Raw genomic sequence first — 19,178 nt, forward strand, 5'->3', positions numbered from 1 at the left:
CAACTTCTTTAACCCAATTTTTTGCTCCTGCGCAATCCGTTTTTTCGAAAAATAGCATTTTGGCTTTTTATAAACATACACAATAGCACTGATATTTGTGGCGTCACCGTCCGAGCGTGTGGGAAAATTTCAAACGATGCGAATGAAATAGTCCTAAGTGTGATTGGCCAAAATGAGTCAATGATGACGACTATTATAGCAGCTGAAACAACACGACAGATGTGCGTTTTCCATCTGGCTCCAGGTGTTTTTCACAGTGAGCAGGTTATCATTCTTTATCCAATAATTGAGGAACTGAAAAATGAGTTTCCCAATTTGGTAGTGAGGCTCTAGGCTTGGTTTTTTCCGAAGGTATTAATCAACTTATTCCGAACTGTTAGATCAATTGTTGATACACACAAGTAAAGCCTATACCAGCAACTGTATTAAGATTAATGATGAAATGTCCAGTTTTATGAAGAAGGTGTTGGAAAGTGCAAACATGACAAATGAGGGGAAGTGGCCGATACATCAGCTTCAGAAAGTGACCACCTGTTTAGAGTCCAGGACGAAGTTTGATTGATTATTTGTGGAATGAAACAACAAATACGGTTAAGTTGTCATCTGAGCTAACCGTTAGTTTAGCTCCGTTCATGTGAAGCAATGAACGAGCGATAGTCAATCCTAAACCAACGCCTTGACCATGATTTTTTCGTGAAGGGTCTGCTCTAAAAAAGCGATCAAAAAGTCTCTGAAGATGGTCATCAGAGATTTTCGGGCCTGGATTTGAAACGGTAATTTTTGTATGTTCATCGTTGGTAGATACTGCTACCTTAACAATCGCGTTTTCGAAGGAATATCGAATTGCGTTTGATAATAGATTACTCATAGCTTGTCGAAACATGGACCTATCGCAATCAATTGTGGCATCGGCCCCTCGGATGCGAATTTGAATTTGTCTTTCTTCTGCCAGTAGTTCAAAATACTCAACTAATTCTTGAAGCTCTGCCCGGCAATTTAGTCGCTCTAACTGTGGCTTGACGAGTCCATGTTCCGTTTTGGCTAGAAGTAACATGTCACTGACCATCTTGGTCATACGTTCGTATTCTTCCAAATTAGAATATAAAATTTCAACATATTCACTTTCAGTGCGCGGTTGATTCAGAATAACCTGCGTTTGAGTTGTCAGGTTTGTGACCGGTGTTCTCAATTCATGCGCAATGTCCGCAGAAAAATATGAAAGTTGCTCAAAGCCAGCTTCGAGTCGTTCAATCATAGCATTAAACGACCCCACTAATCCTGCGAGCTCGACCGGTACCTCTAAAGGATTTAGTCGGATATCGAGCTTGTCAGCAGTAATAGAACCTATTTTTCTACTCAGTTTTCGTAGCGGCGAGTGGCCTCGATACACAGCAAAACGTGCCACTATTATCGTGATCAAACCAGACACGAAAATAATGCCCCATAACGTCTTTTCAAAGTCTTCCATGTAATTCATATGAAATTCCATGTTGGAGGCTACCACAACACGGTATGTAGACTTATTCTGACCAGTGCTGACGGTCACGAGAGCTTCAGTTGCTCGCAACATATGGGATCCATCAAAAAAAAGTGTCAACATATCAGGCGTTATGAGATCGTTGTCAAACAATTGACCGGGGTATTTGTGCAAGTCAACGCCTTTACTCGAAAATACGGATTCTCCATCTTCATTTTGCACAAGGTAATAGACTCCATGATGACCAGACACTGCTTCAACGAGGATACTCGAAGGTGCCACCTTTTCAGTGTATGCTTCGCTAAGCTTTCGTTTTACAGCATGGAATACCTCATTTAATTCATCAGCATCCTGTTCAGCAAAATGCGTTGCAATTGATTGTTGAACGATTAAGCTGATTATTGTAAGGCACAAAAATACGGTAATGCCAACAAGTATAGTGACTCTAAACGCAAGAGAGTTTGGCCGTTTTAGTTTATTCGTTACTATCATCTACACTCATTTTATAGCCCATCCCCCTGACAGTTTGAATTAGCTTTACAGGAAAGTCATCATCAATTTTTGCACGCAATCTTCGGATAGCGACATCAATGACATTCGTGTCACTGTCAAAATTCATGTCCCATACCTGAGAGGCGATCAAAGAACGGGGCAATACTTCACCTTGACGTCTGACCATTAGTTCAAGCAATGTAAACTCTTTAGTCGTCAGATTGATTACTTTGCCACCGCGCTTCGCAACGCGAGAAGGGATATCAAGCTCCAAATCTGCAATGTGTAACGTGTTGTTAGGGACAGAAGTCCCTCTCCTGATCAAGGTGCGCACTCTTGCGAGGAGTTCCGCGAAAGCAAACGGTTTAACCAAATAATCGTCTGCGCCTAACTCAAGTCCTTTGACTCTGTCATTAACGTGATCGCGAGCGGTTAAAAAAAGAACGGGTGTAAATTTACCAGACTCTCTCAATGAAGACAGGATTTTCCAACCTTCTATGTCGGGCAGCATTACATCGAGTACGATTAATTCATAATCACCAATCATCGATTTGTGGTGACCATCCAGGCCAGTCCTTACTAATTCTACAACAAAGCCGGATTCAATTAGCCCTTGTTTGATGTAATCGCCCGTTTTTACTTCGTCTTCGACTACAAGTATTTTCATGGTGTGTGATTAACCTGCTGCATAGCTTTAATTCAATGGAGTAAGCCTGTTGAATACACCGCAATCGTAAAATGCTGTTAGTATACTAATAATAAAACGTATGCCAGCAACCAACAGAGTATTCAATATACTAATGAGCGCGCCACATCGTAGCTCGAAGTCGCAAATATTCAACTAAAAATACACTTTCGCTATCAATATCGCTCATGATTACAAAATTGTAATGTCAAGGTAATCTGTCTGTCAGGGCCATTTGATATTCTCATTGCCGTAGCTAATCCGTGAAAACGCGTTTCATTAAAGGAGTCAGGTTTAAGTGAAACTTTCATTCGTCAAATACCTCTTTGTTATCGCTTTGTTGAGCGTGCAAGTAAGCGGGTCTTTCGCGAGTGTAGCTACGCCATGTGCAAGCGATATGGTGCATGAAATAGATAACAGAATCGGTCATCACATGGACCACTCATCACACGACGCATCAGAGAGTTGTTGCAATCAAAATTGCTGTTGTCCCATGGCAGTCTTTCAGCTCGGCATGTTGGCTGGGGAGAGTTTCGAAACACCAAAACTGTTGAACACCCCAGCCCTAAGCAAACAAACAAGGCTGCATAAAGTCTTTATCGCTATACATTTACGCCCCCCAAAATACTCTCTCGTGTAATTAGATTAGTCGATGTAAAGACTAACAGTTACTGCACGTGACGTTTCCATCGTAAAGCGTGCAAAATCCAATATATGTGAGAGTTGTTTATGAACAAAAATATACCGTTTGGGGCTTTGTTTTCTTTAGTCCTCTTTTTAACGGCGTGCAGTGATGTACTGCAGGCAAAGAATGATGCAAAGTCTGCAACACAGGCACCGAAATTCACATTACATGTCTACAAGAGTAGAACATGTAAATGTTGTCAAAAATGGGTGCGACATGTTGAAGAACATGGCTTTGAGACAGATGTGACAAATGTCACGCTAATGTCCGGAGTCAAAGATAAATATGGCGTCGAACCCCAGTATCGCTCCTGCCATACTGCTCTTTCTCAGGACGGGTTTGTATTTGAGGGGCACATACCCGCAAAATACATCCAACAATTTTTAGAAAACCCTCCTGAAGGGGTTTTAGGGTTGAGCGTTCCAGCCATGCCAATTGGATCGCCGGGCATGGAAGTTGACGAACGATTCCAACCTTACCTTGTATTGCAACTCAATGTAGATGGTTCAGTTACGACCTTTGCTGAAGTCAACACCTATGAGGAGCAATTCTAATGAACCGGTTTTGTCTTTTTGTTTCTATTTGGGGAGCGTTCTCGTTCTCGATGGTCTCTCCCGCTATCGCGAATGAAAAATTAACGCTCAAACGTGCAGTAGAAATAGCGGTAGAAAATGATCCATGGCTCGTTAGCAGTGCACATCGTGAACGTGCCACATTGTCCAGTAGTGTCGTCGCCTCGAGCCTACCAGACCCCGTTGTCAACATCGGTTTAGCAAATGTACCCACTGATGGTTTTGCGTTTGATCAAGAGCCCATGACTCAGCTAAAAGTAGGTGTGTCACAGATGTTTCCTCGTGGTGATTCGTTAGCCATAAGGTCTCGTCAATTGCGGGAGCAAGCAGCAGAGCATCCCCTGATGAGAGCCGACCGAGTGGCCAAAGCACGCGTTCAAGTATCAAACTTATGGTTAGAAATATATCGGGCGCAGCAAAGTGTAAAGCTAATTGATGAAGATAAAGCGTTATTTGAACAGCTCAGCGATATCGCAAAGGCAAATTATTCAACTGCCTTTGGACGCGTAAATCAGCAAGATATCGTTCGTGCAAAGTTGGAATTAACAAGGTTGGAAGACCGACTTACTAAACTACGAGCATTAGAAGAAAGAGCCACAGGGAAGCTTCTAGAGTGGCTAGTTAGAGATCAAAATTATCCAAGTCAATCGGGATTTGATGCCTTTTCTCGATTAACGTTGCCGCATGCCCTACCTGAGATCAAAAACATGGGGCAGAATATGAGAACAATACTTGAGCGCAGAGATCAACAATCGCTTGCAATGGTTCTCAATCAACACCCTTTGATCCTCTCGATAGAGCAAAGAATTCGCGCCAGCCAAACCGGTATTGACCTTGCCAAAGAAAAATACAAGCCACAATGGGGGGTTAACGCTAGTTACGCCTACAGAGACGACACGCCCGACGGTACAAGTCGAGCAGATTTTTTATCGATGGGTGTAAGTTTCGATGTACCTCTTTTTACAGAAAACCGCCAAGACCAAGAGGTTTCGGCTGCCGTAAGCCTATCTGAAGCCATTAAAACCGACAAGCGCTTAGTCCTCAGAGAAATGATGTCATACATCCAGTCTTTATATGCGGAAAATGAGCGATTAATGGAGCGACAAGCGCTGTACGAACTCGAATTGTTAGAGCAAATGCAAGAGCAAGCTGAGGCATCGCTCAATGCTTATACCAACGACGAAGGAGACTTTGCTGAGGTAGTGCGTGCTCGTATTGCGGATCTTAATGCCAGAATTGACGCACTGGATATCAGTGTGGATTTGGTCAAAACAAAAATTCAACTCAACTATTACTTTGATACCAACGCAGGTATTCCTTTGTCTCAAATCGGAGAACAACAATGAGCACAATTAAAGCACTCGTCATAGGCGGGGTAGCAGGCGGTATTATGACTGCGTTGGCATTCACGTTTCTGATACCATCTTCATCATCCACCGCGAATAATGAGCAAAACGAAGAGAAGCAACCGTTGTATTGGGTTGCGCCGATGGACCCAAATTACCGCAGAGACGAACCAGGAAAGTCTCCGATGGGCATGGATCTCATTCCTGTCTACGAAGAAAGTTCAAGTGGTGATGCGGGCCCAGGAACAATTACTATAGCGCCAAATGTGGAGAACAATCTTGGTGTTCGAACTGCGAAAGTGCAGCGCCGCGCGCTGCATGTCCCTATTAGAACTGTCGGGTACGTTCAATACAACGAAGAAACATTAATCCATGTGCATCCTCGCGTTGAAGGCTGGATAGAAACACTGCATGTAAAAGCATCAGGAGAATATGTTAAAAAAGGGGAACCACTTTACTCTCTATACTCGCCTGAGTTAGTGAATGCACAAGAAGAATTGCTGCTTGCTATGCGCAGAAACAACAAAGATCTGATCGTAGCTGCTCGTTCTCGCTTAAATGCATTGCAAGTGCCTGAAGACGTCGTGGAGACGTTAATAAAAACAAAAAATGTTCAGCAAACCGTTACCTTTTCCGCACCCCAAACCGGATTCGTAGATAATTTAAACATTCGAGAAGGTTTTTTTATAAAACCTGGCGTTACAGTCATGTCGATTGGTGCATTGGATGAGGTTTGGGTTGATGCAGAGGTATTTGAGCGACAAACCGCCCAAATAGTGGAAGGGTTGCCTGTTACTATGACATTAGATTTCCTCCCCGGAAAGACGTGGCAAGGCGTTGTAGACTACGTCTACCCAACCCTTGAACAGAGTACCCGCACACTGCGTGTGCGTCTTCGCTTTGCTAATCAAGATTATACGTTAAAGCCGAACATGTTCGCTCAAGTGACTATCCACTCTGATATGGATTCGACCAACTTGATCGTGCCAACCGAAGCGGTTATTCGAACAGGCAATCAAAATCGCGTTGTATTGGCATTGGGAGATGGAAAATTTAAATCAGTTGCAATCAAAATTGGGCGAGTGGTTGACGAGTTTACAGAAGTACTTGAAGGACTGATCGATGGTGACAGCATTGTCACCTCCGCTCAATTTATGCTTGATTCAGAGAGCAGTATTAGCTCTGACTTTAAGCGAATGGAACCCCCTGAAGAAAGTCCAACATCGGTCTTCACAGAGGTGATGATCACAGACGTGATGCCTTCTCACAACATGATAACTGCAAAACATGGTCCAATTCCAGAATGGGATTGGCCGTCGATGACCATGGATTTTGTGGTAGCGGAGCATATCAATTTAGCAACGGTCAAAGGTGGTTCATCGGCACATATCGAGATCAGTAAGCAAACTGATGGTCAATATGTGGTGACAACCGTGCACATTATCGATTCAGCACAAAGTACACAGGCGACGATGTCTGAAAGCGTTTGGGCTGAAGTCAAGATTAATTCTGTAATGGATGGGCATCGAATGATAAATGTCGATCATCCCGCGATAAAAGAGTGGGATTGGCCCGCGATGACGATGGATTTTAATGTGGCAGATAACATAACCTTGTCTGATTTGGCCTCTGGAACGCTTGCGCATATTGAAATTTCAAAATCCTCAAGTGGCGAATATCTTGTTTCTACCATTCATGTTGTTGAAGAGGCAAGTAGTGAAACAAGTACCGCTGTCGACGCTGTGTGGACTCAAGCAACGGTCAATGCAGTGATGAGTGCTAACAACCAGTTAAGCCTTGAACATGACCCTATTGAGGCGTGGGATTGGCCTGCAATGACAATGGATTTCAACGTCGCTAATGAGATTGATTTATCTGACATTACCGCTGGTATGCGACTGCACATCGAAATTACCAAAACCCAAGACGGTGCGTACGTTATTACCACATTACATATACAAGCATCTGATAAAGGAACGATGGATCACAGCCAACATGAAGGAGCGCACGAATGATAGAAGCAATCATACGTTGGTCGGTCTCAAACCGCTTCTTTGTTTTACTCGCAACCATCATCATAGTCGGTGGCGGTTTAGTTACAATGAAAAATACGCCAGTAGACGCGATCCCAGATTTATCCGATGTCCAAGTGATAATCAAAACGAGTTATCCTGGTCAAGCGCCACAAGTTGTAGAAGATCAGGTAACGTACCCGCTAACGACCGCCATGCTTTCCGTACCGGGTGCACAAACGGTTCGAGGTTATTCGTTTTTCGGTGACTCCTACGTTTATATCATTTTTGATGATGATACCGACTTATATTGGGCAAGAAGCAGGGTGCTTGAATATTTATCGCAAGTTGCCCCCAATCTACCTGAAAACGCCAGGCCGCAATTAGGTCCAGATGCCACAGGCGTTGGTTGGGTTTATCTGTATGCATTGGTCGACAGAACCGGCCAACACGATATTTCTCAATTACGCAGTTTGCAAGACTGGTTCTTGAAATTTGAGCTCCAAACTGTGCCTGGCGTGTCCGAAGTCTCGGCGCTAGGGGGTATGGTGAAACAGTATCAAGTGAAAGTAGATCCTGAAAAACTCCGCGCTTACGGTATACCGCTTTCTCATATTCAGATGGCAATAAAGCGAGGAAATCAAGAAGTTGGGGCCTCTGTAGTGGAGCTTGCAGAAGCTGAGTACATGGTTCGTGCCACGGGGTATATTTCTGATAAGAAGGATATCGAAACCATTCCTCTTGGCGTCAATGACAATGGCACACCGCTTTTAATAAGGGATATTGCCACTGTAGATATCGGTCCACAAATGCGCCGCGGTATAGCAGAGCTAAACGGCGAAGGGGAAACAGTCGGCGGTATTGTCGTGATGCGTTTTGGTGAGAATGCTCAAAAAACGATAGATGGCGTCAAAGCAAAACTAGAGGACTTAAAAAAAGGACTACCTGATGGCGTTGAGGTGGTCACTGTTTATGATCGTTCCGCATTAATTGAAAGAGCCGTTGATAACCTAGCTTCGAAACTAGTGGAAGAGTTTATCGTAGTCGCTTTGGTATGTGTCGCTTTTCTTTTTCATGTTCGGTCGTCACTCGTCGCAATCATCAGTATTCCTGTCGGGATCATTACCGCGCTAATCGTTATGTATATGCAAGGGATCAATGCCAATATCATGTCGTTGGGCGGCATTGCTATTGCCATTGGCGCCATGAGTGATGGTGCGATCGTTATGATTGAAAATATGCACAAACACATGGAAAAGACGCCTCTTACCAAGGAAAATCGCTGGCAGGTTGTTATCGATTCTGCGGTCGAAGTTGGACCCGCGTTATTTTTCAGTTTGTTGATCATTACGGTTAGTTTTGTACCTGTTTTTACGCTTGAGGCCCAGGAAGGGAGGATGTTTTCCCCTCTTGCTTATACGAAAACATATGCAATGGCTGCATCAGCGGCACTTGCGATTACACTGGTCCCAGTCTTAATGGGGTATTTTGTACGTGGAAAGGTGTTGCCTGAACACAAAAACCCAGTCAACAAGTTTTTAACGTTTTTATACATACCGACGCTCAAGACAGTTTTGCGCTTTCCAAAGTCAACGATGGTCGCAGCATTGATTGTCTTGGCTATCGGGGTTTGGCCAATTGATAAAATTGGTAGTGAATTTATTCCCCCGCTTGACGAAGGCGATTTGATGTATATGCCGACCACCTATGCCGGCATATCAATCGGGAAGGCACGAGAGCTTCTTCAACAGACCAACAAATTAATAAAAACCGTACCAGAAGTAGAAACGGTATTTGGCAAAGTAGGGCGGGCGGATACGGCGACGGACCCCGCACCACTGACCATGATTGAGACATTTATTCAATTGAAACCCAAAGAACAATGGCGAGAAGGGATGACCACGCAGGACCTTATTAAAGAGTTTGATGCTGTGGTCAATTTACCGGGCTTAACCAACGCATGGGTGATGCCAATAAAAACCCGAATTGACATGCTTGCCACAGGAATTAAAACCCCTGTTGGGATTAAAATTGGTGGTCCCGATCTAATGGAAATTCAAAAAATCGGCCAACAAATTGAGTCAATATTAACTGACGTCGATGGCACGGCTTCAGTGTATTCTGAACGCGTCGCTGGCGGTCGCTACTTGAAAGTCGACATTGATCGCGAAAAAGCCGCCCGATATGGGCTCAATATCGCTGATGTTCAGCAAATCGTCTCTAGTGCAATTGGCGGTGTTAACGTAACACAGAGTGTAGAAGGGCTGGAGCGCTATCCAGTAAATATTCGTTATCCGCAGTCATACCGAAGCTCTCCAGAGTCGCTTTCTTTGTTACCTGTAGTGACACCACAAGGAAAACGTATAGCCTTAGCTGATGTTGCTAACGTCTACATCGAAGACGGACCACCGGGTATCAAGAGTGAAAACGCGCGGCTCAATGGATGGGTGTATGTTGACATCGATGGTGTAGACATAGGCACGTATGTGGCTACCGCGCAGCAAGTTGTTGCTGAACAACTCGTTTTACCCGCCGGCTATTCAATTAATTGGTCTGGCCAATACGAGTATATGTTAAGGGCAAAGGAGAAGCTCACTTACGTTGTGCCTTTGACGCTCGCTATAATCGTTATTCTATTGTACCTCAACTTCCGAAACTTCATTGAAGTGGCGATTATTATGGGGACGTTGCCATTGTCGATGGTTGGCAGCATATGGCTTATGTACATCGAAGGCTTTAATTTCTCCGTGGCCGTAGGCGTAGGTTTCATTGCCTTGGCCGGTGTCGCTGTAGAAATAGGAGTCATTATGCTTGTATATCTCAATCATGAATATCAGGCACTGATGGATAGATGCAAAGAAGGGGGTACCTTACCGAGCGCCGAGATGTTGACCGAGGCAGTACTGCACGGTGCAGGATTGCGTGTTCGTCCCGTCATGATGACAACGGCCACTATCATCTTTGGATTGCTGCCGGTTTTATATGGCTCTGGTACGGGGTCCGAAGTCATGAGTCGGATTGCCGCGCCGATGGTGGGAGGAATGGTTAGTGCGATTATTCTGACACTACTCATACTGCCTGCCATTTATTTAATATGGCGCAAACAACAGCTTAAATACTTGGCTGTCGTTGCGTAATGAAAGGACCTGTTCGCCGTTCACATCGTTGGCTTATGCTGCTAGTCGGCGGGCAGGTGTTGTTTTGGTCGTTAAGCGGCCTTTACATGGTCTGGTTTGATATCTACTACATTCAGGGTGAACATTTTTTTACCTGGGCCCAGCGCGATGATGAAAGACGTCACAGGCTTGCTGATCGACAATACCATTGACCCAAATGCCATCAATATTGAAGCATTTGTGTCATCTATAACCCATCAAGTCTAAGGAGACTTCAAATGAAACTAATCTTTTCAATGCTCATGGTAGCCTTAAGTTTTTCTACTTTTGCTCACACAACACTTAAGACATCTACACCTAAGGATAATGCGATGTTGATGTCATCTCCACCTGAACTATCATTGGTTTTTACCAAGCCTGTAAGGTTGGCTAGAGTAACGTTGCAATCAAAAAGTGGGGAAACCATTCCGTTTGAGTTTAAGCCAAGTACGGAACTCGCTAGTGCCTTTAGTTACGAATTACCCGGATTACCAGTAGATACATACACTGTCAATTGGATGTTGCTAGGTCAGGACGGTCACAAAATGGAAGGGGCTTTTAGTTTTATGGTGCATGCTTCAATGATGAAACATAACGATAAAAAGCACGACAGCACGCACGGCAACCATTAGAGGACGCTATGGACATTTGGCAGTTGGGGTTGTTGATTTCAAAGTTTGGTGTTTATCTCGGCGTATCAGCGCTGCTTGGTGGTGGTTGGATTTTGTGCATTACCAATACTGATACTGACACCAAATTTACTCTACCCGCAAGCTTACAAACAACGGTAACAAGGCACATGCGTTTGTTTGCGGTCATTGGCATCATTTTTAGTGCTTTTGACTTTTTGTTTCAGGTTGGGCAGCTCGCTCAATCTGGATACGCTGGTATGTTTGACCCCGTTATGCGAGAGATGGTCGCGCATTCAACGCTCGGAGATGTTGCAAAAAGTCGACTAGTGCTGTTCGCAAGTGCGCTACTATATTTAACCTACTTAGGTCATTCAATTAGAAAAAATGCTTTTATTTCAAATCGCTCTCTTGGAATTTTCATTGTTATTGCGTTGGCAGGATTTGGGTATACATTTACATTAACTGGGCATACTCAACAGTTACAACCTAGTTTCAAGTTTATCCTGGCTGCTCATGCCGTTATTGCGCTCGCGTGGGTGGGTTCACTCTGGCCTCTTTCAAGGACGTGCGTAGCGCTTTCTAACCCCAATTTGCACCTCGTCATGACAAAATTTGGGAAATCGGCTGTATACCCCATTGGGGGGTTAATTATTGCTGGTTTACTACTGGCTTGGCAACTTGTGCGTTCTGTTAGCAGTTTGCTTGACACAAACTACGGCTTTGTATTGCTTGTTAAGCTGTTGTTTGTTGGTGCCATCTTTCTGATCGCGTTGTTACACAAACTGCGATTGGCTCCTCAGCTTTTAACCGGCATAACCAGTCCTCGAACGCTTCAAAAATCAATCCAAATCGAACTTTGTATAGGGATATCTATTTTAATGGTGACGGTGGTGTTAAGTACCGCCGTAGGCCCCAATTATTGAAGAAACACAAAATGAAAAAAATCTACTTGTTGTCAATCATACTCGTTCCTTTGCTATTAACTAACAGTGTTAATGCTCATGATAAATCGCATAACGACACCAGCAATAGTCCTATGTTCTCAGGGCTAGACTCCGACGCAGGAATAATAGCAAAACAATTCCACAAAGCACTCTCCGACGCTAATGCAGAGACAGTCATGAGCTTACTTGCCGATAATGTCCTTATTTTGGAAGGTGGCAGAATTGAGCGCAGTGCCGACGAATATCGTGCACATCATTTGCAAGCAGACATGCAATTTTCATCTGCCGTAACCACGAAGACGATTGAGCATCATGTTCGTGTGCATGGTAATACAGCTGTCTCCATTTCAAGAAGTCACACTTCTGGAAACTATAAAGGTCGAGATATTGATAGGACAGGCAATGAAACGCTCTTTTTAACGCTGATCAATGGACAGTGGAAAATCAGTCATATTCATTGGTCTCACTAACTCCCCACCAAACTAAAATAAAAAGGTCAAAACGATGAAACTTTTCTATGCAAGCTGCGTTGTTATTTTTTTAGCCACATCACCATACATTTATGCGTCTGAGCAAACGAACGACGAAACCGAGATACTAGAAATGATCCAAGATATTGAAAAGGGGTGGGAGTCTGGTAACGGTATGCCGTTCTATCAACATTATCTTGGCCAGGTAGGTGCGCGTTACATTGAGTCAGGCGGTCAGAATAAAGGGTTAGAGGATTTGGTCAAAAATCATGTAGAGCCGGAAAAAGAGGTATTGAAACGATTGACCATTGATATTCTAGATATCGAAACAAACGTTGAAGGAGACTTCGCTTGGGCAATTACGACAGTAAATGTTTCAGGAGAAGTGCGCAAAACCGGCGCAGTTTTTGATAAAAAAGGATTTCAAACCTATTTGTTTCGCCGAACTGATGAAGGATGGAAGGTCATTCATTCGCATTCATCCACCCGTGATAACAAGCCACATAAGCACCATTAACAACGTTGAATTCCGTGCAAAATCGCAATATCACATTGGATGCAATACGAACGTTAGCCATTGTATTGATGGTTGTATTCCATTTTGCTTACGATCTTCGTTTTTTTGGTTGGGTTGATTGGAATGTCCCCAATGGAAAAGGGTGGAGGGAGTTTCGGTATGTAATATTGACGCTCTTCTTTGTGAGTGTAGGCGCGTCGCTCGTGCTCGGGAATTTTCGAAAATTTAATCTAAAAATGTTTTTACTGCGGCTGTTTTCCATAGCGTTCTGGGCCGCGGTAATATCGCTTTTTACGTATTATTTTTTTAATGCAAACTGGATATTCTTTGGCGTATTGCATTTTATTGTAGTAGCAAGTGTTTTGTGTGTTCCGTTGATTCGAAAACCCATATTGTCGCTGTTGTTGGGTTTTGTTGCGGTCACGTTGTTTAACAGTGGCCTCGTATCCAGTAAATGGCCATTTAATCTGATCAGTTTGTCACTACCTCATTCTCCAAACGATTACGTTGCGATTTTTCCATGGATAGGTGTGGTATTGTTTGGTATTGCGATAGGGCACGTTTTGAAAAGCGGATTTGATCCTGTTGCAAAATGGAATATTCCGAATAAGTTGACTCTTCTCGGACGGCATAGTTTAGTGGTTTACATATTGCATCAACCTATCTTTTTTGCGCTGTTTGGTACTATCTATTGGTTGAGCTCATCGGTGTAACTATACACCTTCTTTTACTTTGCCATTAATCACCTTCAGTAACTAATATCCGCTATGCTGCTGCAGACATAAGATTACGATGAGATGTGCACATTTTTTTTTGGGGGGGGGGAGAGTCAAGGCAGCAGAGCAATGCTTAATACACGCATATGCGCTTGCGCGCAAATGCATGTGTCGATATAATCTTGTTATCAACGCTAATGTGTTTACAGCAACGCAAGACTAATTCGGAGAAGATTGTGCTTTTAGTGCCAACAAACCCAGACTACCGTTAATACTCGAACAGTTTTGGCCGTTCTTCTTTGAAGTTGGTGTATTTTGACCACAAAGAGCTACATTCATTTGAATCTATTACGTCAGTTATTTGTCTTACAGTAGCCATATCGTTTTCTACTAGCAATGCAGACACTTGTGATAACATTTCGTCTTTAGCGGGTTTTTCTTCAGATATTTCGTGAAGTTTCAAACATCCCCTGATAAAAACCAAGCTGTCTACCATGCAGATTACGCGAAAAATGAAACGCGGTAACCGCTCTGGTGTTTTGTATTCGCTTCGTTCTTCGTTTAACCAAAAGAGTACATTCTGCTCAAAAGCAACAAGGTTTTCATTGATCCGTTGTGTTGCATCGACATTCAATATACCAAACCGCGACATTTCAGCCTCATAAAACGCAAGATCTAGTAATGCTTCGTAATACAGCATTTTAGCATCTTCTAGCTTGTTTTTGACTTTTTCAAACCGTAAAATTGCGTGCTCTTGAATTGAAATCACTTCTCTTAATATGCTTGGATCACACCGAACCGTTGCTGTTTCATCAATTGAAATAAGCGTTAAGTCGTTAAAAAACCGATCGTAACCATCTTCCACTAAGAACCGGCGAAGATATATGGAGACCGCTAGATTTTTAAATATCAGCCCATTTTGTGTTTCTGTTTCTCCCATTAGATTTTCAAATGCTGTTTCTGCATGTTGAACCTTGTCTAAATTTAATTGCTCAAGACGCCTTACTTCTTCCTTATGATCTTGAGTGAGGCGAACAATATCGTTTTCGTGCCTCTCAGTCAGTGAATTAATTTGCCGCTGCGTGTTCATTTGTAGTTCGATCAGTTCACGATCCGTTGCTTCTCTCAAGGCAACTAAGTCGCTCTCAGCTTCATCTTTAACTGCCTTCGTTCGCGAACTTTGAACATGGTTCATCCAAGCAATTGCCGCTGAAATCATGGCGACCAACAGCGAAATAAGTGCCAGCGCCATTGTTGCAAGGTTTCGACTGGTTTCATTTGTGAAATCTCTAGACGCGAGTAGTGTTTCAGATTTAGTTGATTTGTGCAGTTGATTTAAATGAGGTTGCAATTGCATTCGAATGTCTTGCATGTTGAGAACCTGCAACGACTGCTTTACCTGCTCTAACTCTTGAGCACTCAACTCACGTAACTCTGCGTCAGAAGCCTCTGAAATTTTCTAATACGCGTCATCAATTTGTACTTTAAGACCAGTTAATCCTCTGTAAAAATCGCCATGCTCACGATCATTTGGATGTGCGAGCGATGATGACATCACAAGAAACAAACATATCCATCTTTTCATAAATTATTTCCTTGTTACAAGTAACCACAATGCCAATTCAATATGGGTAGAACATACGTTCACAATATCGAAATCGTCACAGCAATGACTAAAAAACTTTTAGTCAGGGCGCAGAAGAGAGCTCATAAACAGACCAGTAGGATCGTATTGTTGTTTTAATAATTTCAAACGAGCTGTGTGTTGGCCGTAGTAAAGAGCAAGTGGCGACCCATTCCCCATGTCATAATTTTGGTAAGAATGACCATTAAAAAACGGTAATAGCAAATCGAAAGATTTATTCACCCAATCGATAACTTCAGTATCGTCACATTCAGCTTGAGTGATCCCTGTGATACTACAGACGAAAGAAGCGTTGCGGTGAATAAATGCCGAATCGTCAGCGTTTACATCCTGAATAGCGCCACAAAGCGGGTCTAGCATAAATCCACCTGAATTTACCGGACAAGCTCGGTAACACGATAAAAGTGTTTCAATGAATTCGTCTGATAGCTCGCCTTCAATTATGCCATTTCGCCAATACAAACTCAGATCACTATCGTAGTCATTGGATTGGCATTCAACGTATTGCGACCGCCTACTTAACAATGTGGCACCGTCTTGCCATTTGGCTACAGAATCCAAACCGTGCACCCAGTCCTCACTAAACCCCATTATCGAAATTCGTGCTTTATCGTGCATCGATCGCGAGAGATATGCATATAGAAAAACCGATCTGTTATCACTGAGCACTGTTTTGCTATATTGCCTAAGAATAGATCGTGCGTGACATAATGGCCACTCGAGTATTCGGCCATCAATATTTTGGGGGGCATCATTTAATTTAAACGTGACATCGGTCACAACGCCAAATTGACCATGGCCACACCCTTTTAATGCCCAAAACAAATCCGGATGTTGGGATTCGGTCACTTGTCTTACTTTACCGTCAGCAGTTATCAATCCAAACGCGAGCACATTGTCGCAACTCAAACCAAGCTTTCTGGACAAAAAACCGATCCCCCCTCCCAATGTTGCGCCGACAACACCAACATCGGGACAGGTACCCAAAGGAACTACTTTGTTGTGTTGCGCTAGAAAATGGTCCAATTCACTATTTTTGACGCCTGCGCCGACGTTTACTGAGCTCTTATCAACATTCAGTACAGTTGTTTTAAACATCGACATATCAATTACAATTGCATTGTTAAGGACCGACATGCCACTTACACCATGCCCTTGACCCTTAATTGTAATAGATAAGCGCAACTGCTTTGCACATCTGACAATGTGTATAATATCGGTCTTTGTTTTAGGTTGAATAATTACTAACGGAAAACGCGAAACACCTTGATTGAATACTTTCCTGTTTTCTTCATATTCTGTACTACCCGGTGACCAGAATGCGCCGTCAACAAGACTTGCCAGTTCTACCAAACTTGTTTCAGTAGCCCGCGTGATTGAATCTGTTTTTGTCTGTTTTGCAGGTGAAACTTCAACAATACTCTCAAGTAGATTCCAACTTCGACTACCAAAAGTGTTTGGCGTGATATCGCTCAGCAATTGTCGCAGATATTGTGCAACTAATCGGGGAGGTAAAAGCTTGTTTGCTGAATACATACTGCGCATTAACTCCGATGCAGGCAACGCGTGATTTGAAGCTTGCCTTATCGTTTCCTGCATTTTGGTGTCGACGTTTCCAGGAGCCACAGTTGTAAAAACAGCAATATCGTTATCGACTTCAAGTTGAAAACACTGGCACAGCATATTTAATGATGCTTTGCTCACACAATAAGCTGAGGCGCCAGCAACGGGTTGTACTGGCAAATCACTGGTTAAAAACATCACGCGGCTATGACTAAATTTTTTTAAGCATATCTGCGTTAAAAGGCGAGGTACTTCGATATTTATCCATTGGGTTGCCTCCCACTCATCAGGGGCGACGTTGCTAATATCTCCAAATGGCATGACAACACCTGCGCAATGGATCAGGTAGCTAAAGTGAGTATGCTGATTGACAACGTTTTGAAGGCTTTTAATACAATCCCTATTAGTGAAATCGATACACTCGATTCTGACCCTATCCCCATAAGACCTTTTAAGCTGTTGTAAAGTTTCTGGATTTCTACAAAGTGCTACGATCTGGATAAAAGGGTAGGAGAGTAGAAGCTCTTTTGTAAGCGCAAGTCCTATACCAGAGCTAGCGCCTGATATTAGTGCTGTCTGTTGATACAACATCTTAAAAGCCTATTTCGTAGAAGAGTGAAAGCTCACTTATATGTTTGATAGCTTCAGCATAAGTAAAGTCCTTGAATGGATAAATAAAGTTAATGATTTGATTACAGAAATGTAATCAAACCGTAATCGATTCGTTGTGATGCTTTGATCTGAATCAACTACAGTTGAAATGAAATCACTACGATTAAATACATAAACATTTTATTAAGGTGCCTACGACGAACAAGGACAACTAGATATCACAGCCAATGGGTTTGATATCAACTTTATTAGTACTCACGCCATCATCAGAGGCGAGTATATTAAAACTGAAACGGACTCATTTGTTGAGCGAGATCATGAGCAAACTATTGACTCATTTTCACGCAATGGATGGTTTTTACAAGGTACTTTCTTCGTTGGGCATGCTTTTCAATCCCTAGGTAGTACTGAATTGGTCCTTGAATATGCTGAAACCAATAAAATTGAAGAAGCGGAGCGCTGGATGGTAGGTGTCAACTATTGGTTGGACCCTCGTTCAGTTATTAAGGTGGGCTATGAAGATACAGACGTAGTTGAAGGCCCTGATGATACACGGTTTGCTGTGCAATTCAGCTATGGATTCTAGGGGATATCATGAACAAGAAATTAATTATATGTGCACTAATCACATTTATTTCGTTACCGAACTTGGCAGACGATGAAACCACACTTTCTGGCGCAGAGTTAATTAATAACAACTGTGCGCGTTGTCATAACAGTAGGCCTGTGCGTGAGTTTTCTATCAGTGAGTGGAGAGTGATCATGCCACACATGCGCGAAAAAGCGCATTTAACCGGCAGCGAAGTATAAGCCATTCTTGAATTCATGGAAATAGCTTCTAGTCCTGCTCAACCGGTAGAGGTGACTCTGGCTAAATCATTAACAGTCAATCCACGTGACGTACTCACTCGATATGGTTGTCAGGGGTGTCATCAAGTGCAAGGCGCAGGCGGAACACTCGGTCCATCGCTGGATAATGTTATTAGCGAAAAAGGCAGGGCATTCTTTTTGCGCAAAGTTAAGGAGCCTCAATTTAATAACTCGTCGTCCGCAATGCCGCAAATGCCGATTACAGATGATGAGCTTGAAGCTTTAGCTGAGTTTTTATCGTCCATATAGCCTATTGACCTGAGTCTAAGACATTAGATTAAGGTGACAAGACGTAAACTTTAAACCTAAAACGCTCAACTGAGCATAATCAAAGGAAACAATCTTATGAAAAAGCTTACTTCACTATTACTGGCCAGTGCTTTAGTCGTTGCGCCAATAGCGACTTCTTTTGCATATCAACAGACTGACAAATCTGATATGCCGATGATGGATGGTCAGATGATGCAAAAGATGCAGACGCATATGGAAGAAATGCGCGCAGTATTGGATGCCGTTAAGAGTGAATCGGATCCGGAGAAGCGCGAAGCCATGTTGCATGAGCATGCCCAAAAGATGCAAGACATGATGGGCATGATGGAAGGAAGCGACTCGATGGGGATGAAAGCGGGAAAAGGAATGAAACACAAACACACTGATATGTCCACCGAAGACAAAATGAAAATGATGGAACAGCGTATGTCGATGATGGAAGACATGATGAGCCAAATGATGGGGCACACCGCTGAAAAGTCTAAACCAATACATAAACACAAATAGAGCTAATC

Annotated in this window: 18 protein-coding genes; 13 read left to right on the top strand and 5 right to left on the bottom strand. The window is 43.1% G+C overall.

Annotated elements, in window-relative coordinates; all coding sequences use genetic code 11:
- Positions 1 to 562: 562 nt before the first annotated feature.
- Positions 563 to 1,969, bottom strand: coding sequence for a heavy metal sensor histidine kinase (locus ACX5KA_RS01210; RefSeq protein ID WP_015066001.1), 1,407 nt, complete (start codon positions 1,967 to 1,969; stop codon positions 563 to 565).
- A complete protein-coding gene (locus ACX5KA_RS01215; protein WP_012516830.1) occupies positions 1,953 to 2,636 on the bottom strand; it encodes a heavy metal response regulator transcription factor in 684 nt (227 codons plus the stop codon). Before ACX5KA_RS01215 ends, ACX5KA_RS01210 begins: the two co-directional genes overlap by 17 nt.
- Before the next feature lie 747 nt (positions 2,637 to 3,383).
- On the opposite strand from ACX5KA_RS01215, the gene ACX5KA_RS01220 reads away from it, so the two are divergent.
- The 9 genes from ACX5KA_RS01220 (at position 3,384) to ACX5KA_RS01260 (ending at position 13,700) form a co-directional block, all read left to right on the top strand.
- On the top strand, positions 3,384 to 3,893 hold the full coding sequence (locus tag ACX5KA_RS01220) for a DUF411 domain-containing protein (RefSeq protein WP_012516831.1): 510 nt from the start codon (positions 3,384 to 3,386) through the stop codon (positions 3,891 to 3,893).
- Entirely contained in the window at positions 3,893 to 5,257 is a 1,365-nt protein-coding gene (locus ACX5KA_RS01225; protein WP_014996986.1) for a TolC family protein, read from the top strand. The genes ACX5KA_RS01220 and ACX5KA_RS01225 overlap by 1 nt, the downstream gene beginning before the upstream one ends.
- Entirely contained in the window at positions 5,254 to 7,272 is a 2,019-nt protein-coding gene (locus ACX5KA_RS01230; RefSeq protein ID WP_168463060.1) for an efflux RND transporter periplasmic adaptor subunit, read from the top strand. Before ACX5KA_RS01225 ends, ACX5KA_RS01230 begins: the two co-directional genes overlap by 4 nt.
- A complete protein-coding gene (locus tag ACX5KA_RS01235) occupies positions 7,269 to 10,406 on the top strand; it encodes an efflux RND transporter permease subunit (protein WP_458730256.1) in 3,138 nt (1,045 codons plus the stop codon). The genes ACX5KA_RS01230 and ACX5KA_RS01235 overlap by 4 nt, the downstream gene beginning before the upstream one ends.
- A gap of 257 nt (positions 10,407 to 10,663) precedes the next feature.
- Entirely contained in the window at positions 10,664 to 11,056 is a 393-nt protein-coding gene (locus ACX5KA_RS01240; protein WP_012516837.1) for a copper resistance CopC family protein, read from the top strand.
- A gap of 8 nt (positions 11,057 to 11,064) precedes the next feature.
- Complete coding sequence (locus ACX5KA_RS01245) at positions 11,065 to 11,979, top strand: copper resistance D family protein (protein ID WP_049587497.1); 915 nt, start codon at positions 11,065 to 11,067, stop codon at positions 11,977 to 11,979.
- An 11-nt stretch (positions 11,980 to 11,990) separates the two neighbouring features.
- Complete coding sequence (locus ACX5KA_RS01250) at positions 11,991 to 12,470, top strand: YybH family protein (RefSeq protein ID WP_061487037.1); 480 nt, start codon at positions 11,991 to 11,993, stop codon at positions 12,468 to 12,470.
- 34 nt (positions 12,471 to 12,504) lie between these two features.
- Positions 12,505 to 12,987, top strand: coding sequence for a YybH family protein (locus tag ACX5KA_RS01255; protein WP_069945558.1), 483 nt, complete (start codon positions 12,505 to 12,507; stop codon positions 12,985 to 12,987).
- Between the two features lie 14 nt (positions 12,988 to 13,001).
- Positions 13,002 to 13,700 (top strand): heparan-alpha-glucosaminide N-acetyltransferase, encoded by a 699-nt coding sequence (locus ACX5KA_RS01260; protein ID WP_020744863.1) that lies wholly within the window; start codon positions 13,002 to 13,004, stop codon positions 13,698 to 13,700.
- Between the two features lie 271 nt (positions 13,701 to 13,971).
- On the opposite strand, the gene ACX5KA_RS01265 is transcribed toward ACX5KA_RS01260, so the two are convergent.
- From ACX5KA_RS01265 to ACX5KA_RS01275, 3 genes are all read right to left on the bottom strand, one after another.
- On the bottom strand, positions 13,972 to 14,955 hold the full coding sequence (locus ACX5KA_RS01265; RefSeq protein WP_342326024.1) for a hypothetical protein: 984 nt from the start codon (positions 14,953 to 14,955) through the stop codon (positions 13,972 to 13,974).
- 207 nt (positions 14,956 to 15,162) lie between these two features.
- Positions 15,163 to 15,288, bottom strand: a complete 126-nt coding sequence (locus ACX5KA_RS01270; RefSeq protein ID WP_264180995.1) for a hypothetical protein — start codon at positions 15,286 to 15,288, stop codon at positions 15,163 to 15,165.
- A gap of 99 nt (positions 15,289 to 15,387) precedes the next feature.
- The gene (locus ACX5KA_RS01275; RefSeq protein ID WP_458730257.1) at positions 15,388 to 17,502 is read right to left on the bottom strand and encodes an SDR family NAD(P)-dependent oxidoreductase; all 2,115 of its coding nucleotides are present in this window, start codon (positions 17,500 to 17,502) and stop codon (positions 15,388 to 15,390) included.
- Positions 17,503 to 17,935: 433 nt separating this feature from the next.
- Here ACX5KA_RS01275 and ACX5KA_RS01280 point away from each other — a divergent pair, with 433 nt between their 5' ends.
- The 4 genes from ACX5KA_RS01280 to ACX5KA_RS01295 all read left to right on the top strand — a co-directional run bounded on the left by ACX5KA_RS01280 (position 17,936) and on the right by ACX5KA_RS01295 (position 19,170).
- Positions 17,936 to 18,109: a hypothetical protein gene (locus ACX5KA_RS01280; RefSeq protein WP_012516845.1), complete on the top strand. Its 174-nt coding sequence runs from the start codon at positions 17,936 to 17,938 to the stop codon at positions 18,107 to 18,109.
- A gap of 8 nt (positions 18,110 to 18,117) precedes the next feature.
- Complete coding sequence (locus ACX5KA_RS01285) at positions 18,118 to 18,333, top strand: hypothetical protein (protein ID WP_012516846.1); 216 nt, start codon at positions 18,118 to 18,120, stop codon at positions 18,331 to 18,333.
- Between the two features lie 15 nt (positions 18,334 to 18,348).
- On the top strand, positions 18,349 to 18,642 hold the full coding sequence (locus ACX5KA_RS01290; RefSeq protein ID WP_226434253.1) for a c-type cytochrome: 294 nt from the start codon (positions 18,349 to 18,351) through the stop codon (positions 18,640 to 18,642).
- 96 nt (positions 18,643 to 18,738) lie between these two features.
- A complete protein-coding gene (locus ACX5KA_RS01295) occupies positions 18,739 to 19,170 on the top strand; it encodes a hypothetical protein (RefSeq protein WP_012516848.1) in 432 nt (143 codons plus the stop codon).
- The last annotated feature ends 8 nt before the right edge of the window (positions 19,171 to 19,178 follow it).

The sequence above is a fragment of the Alteromonas alvinellae genome (assembly GCF_902705805.1).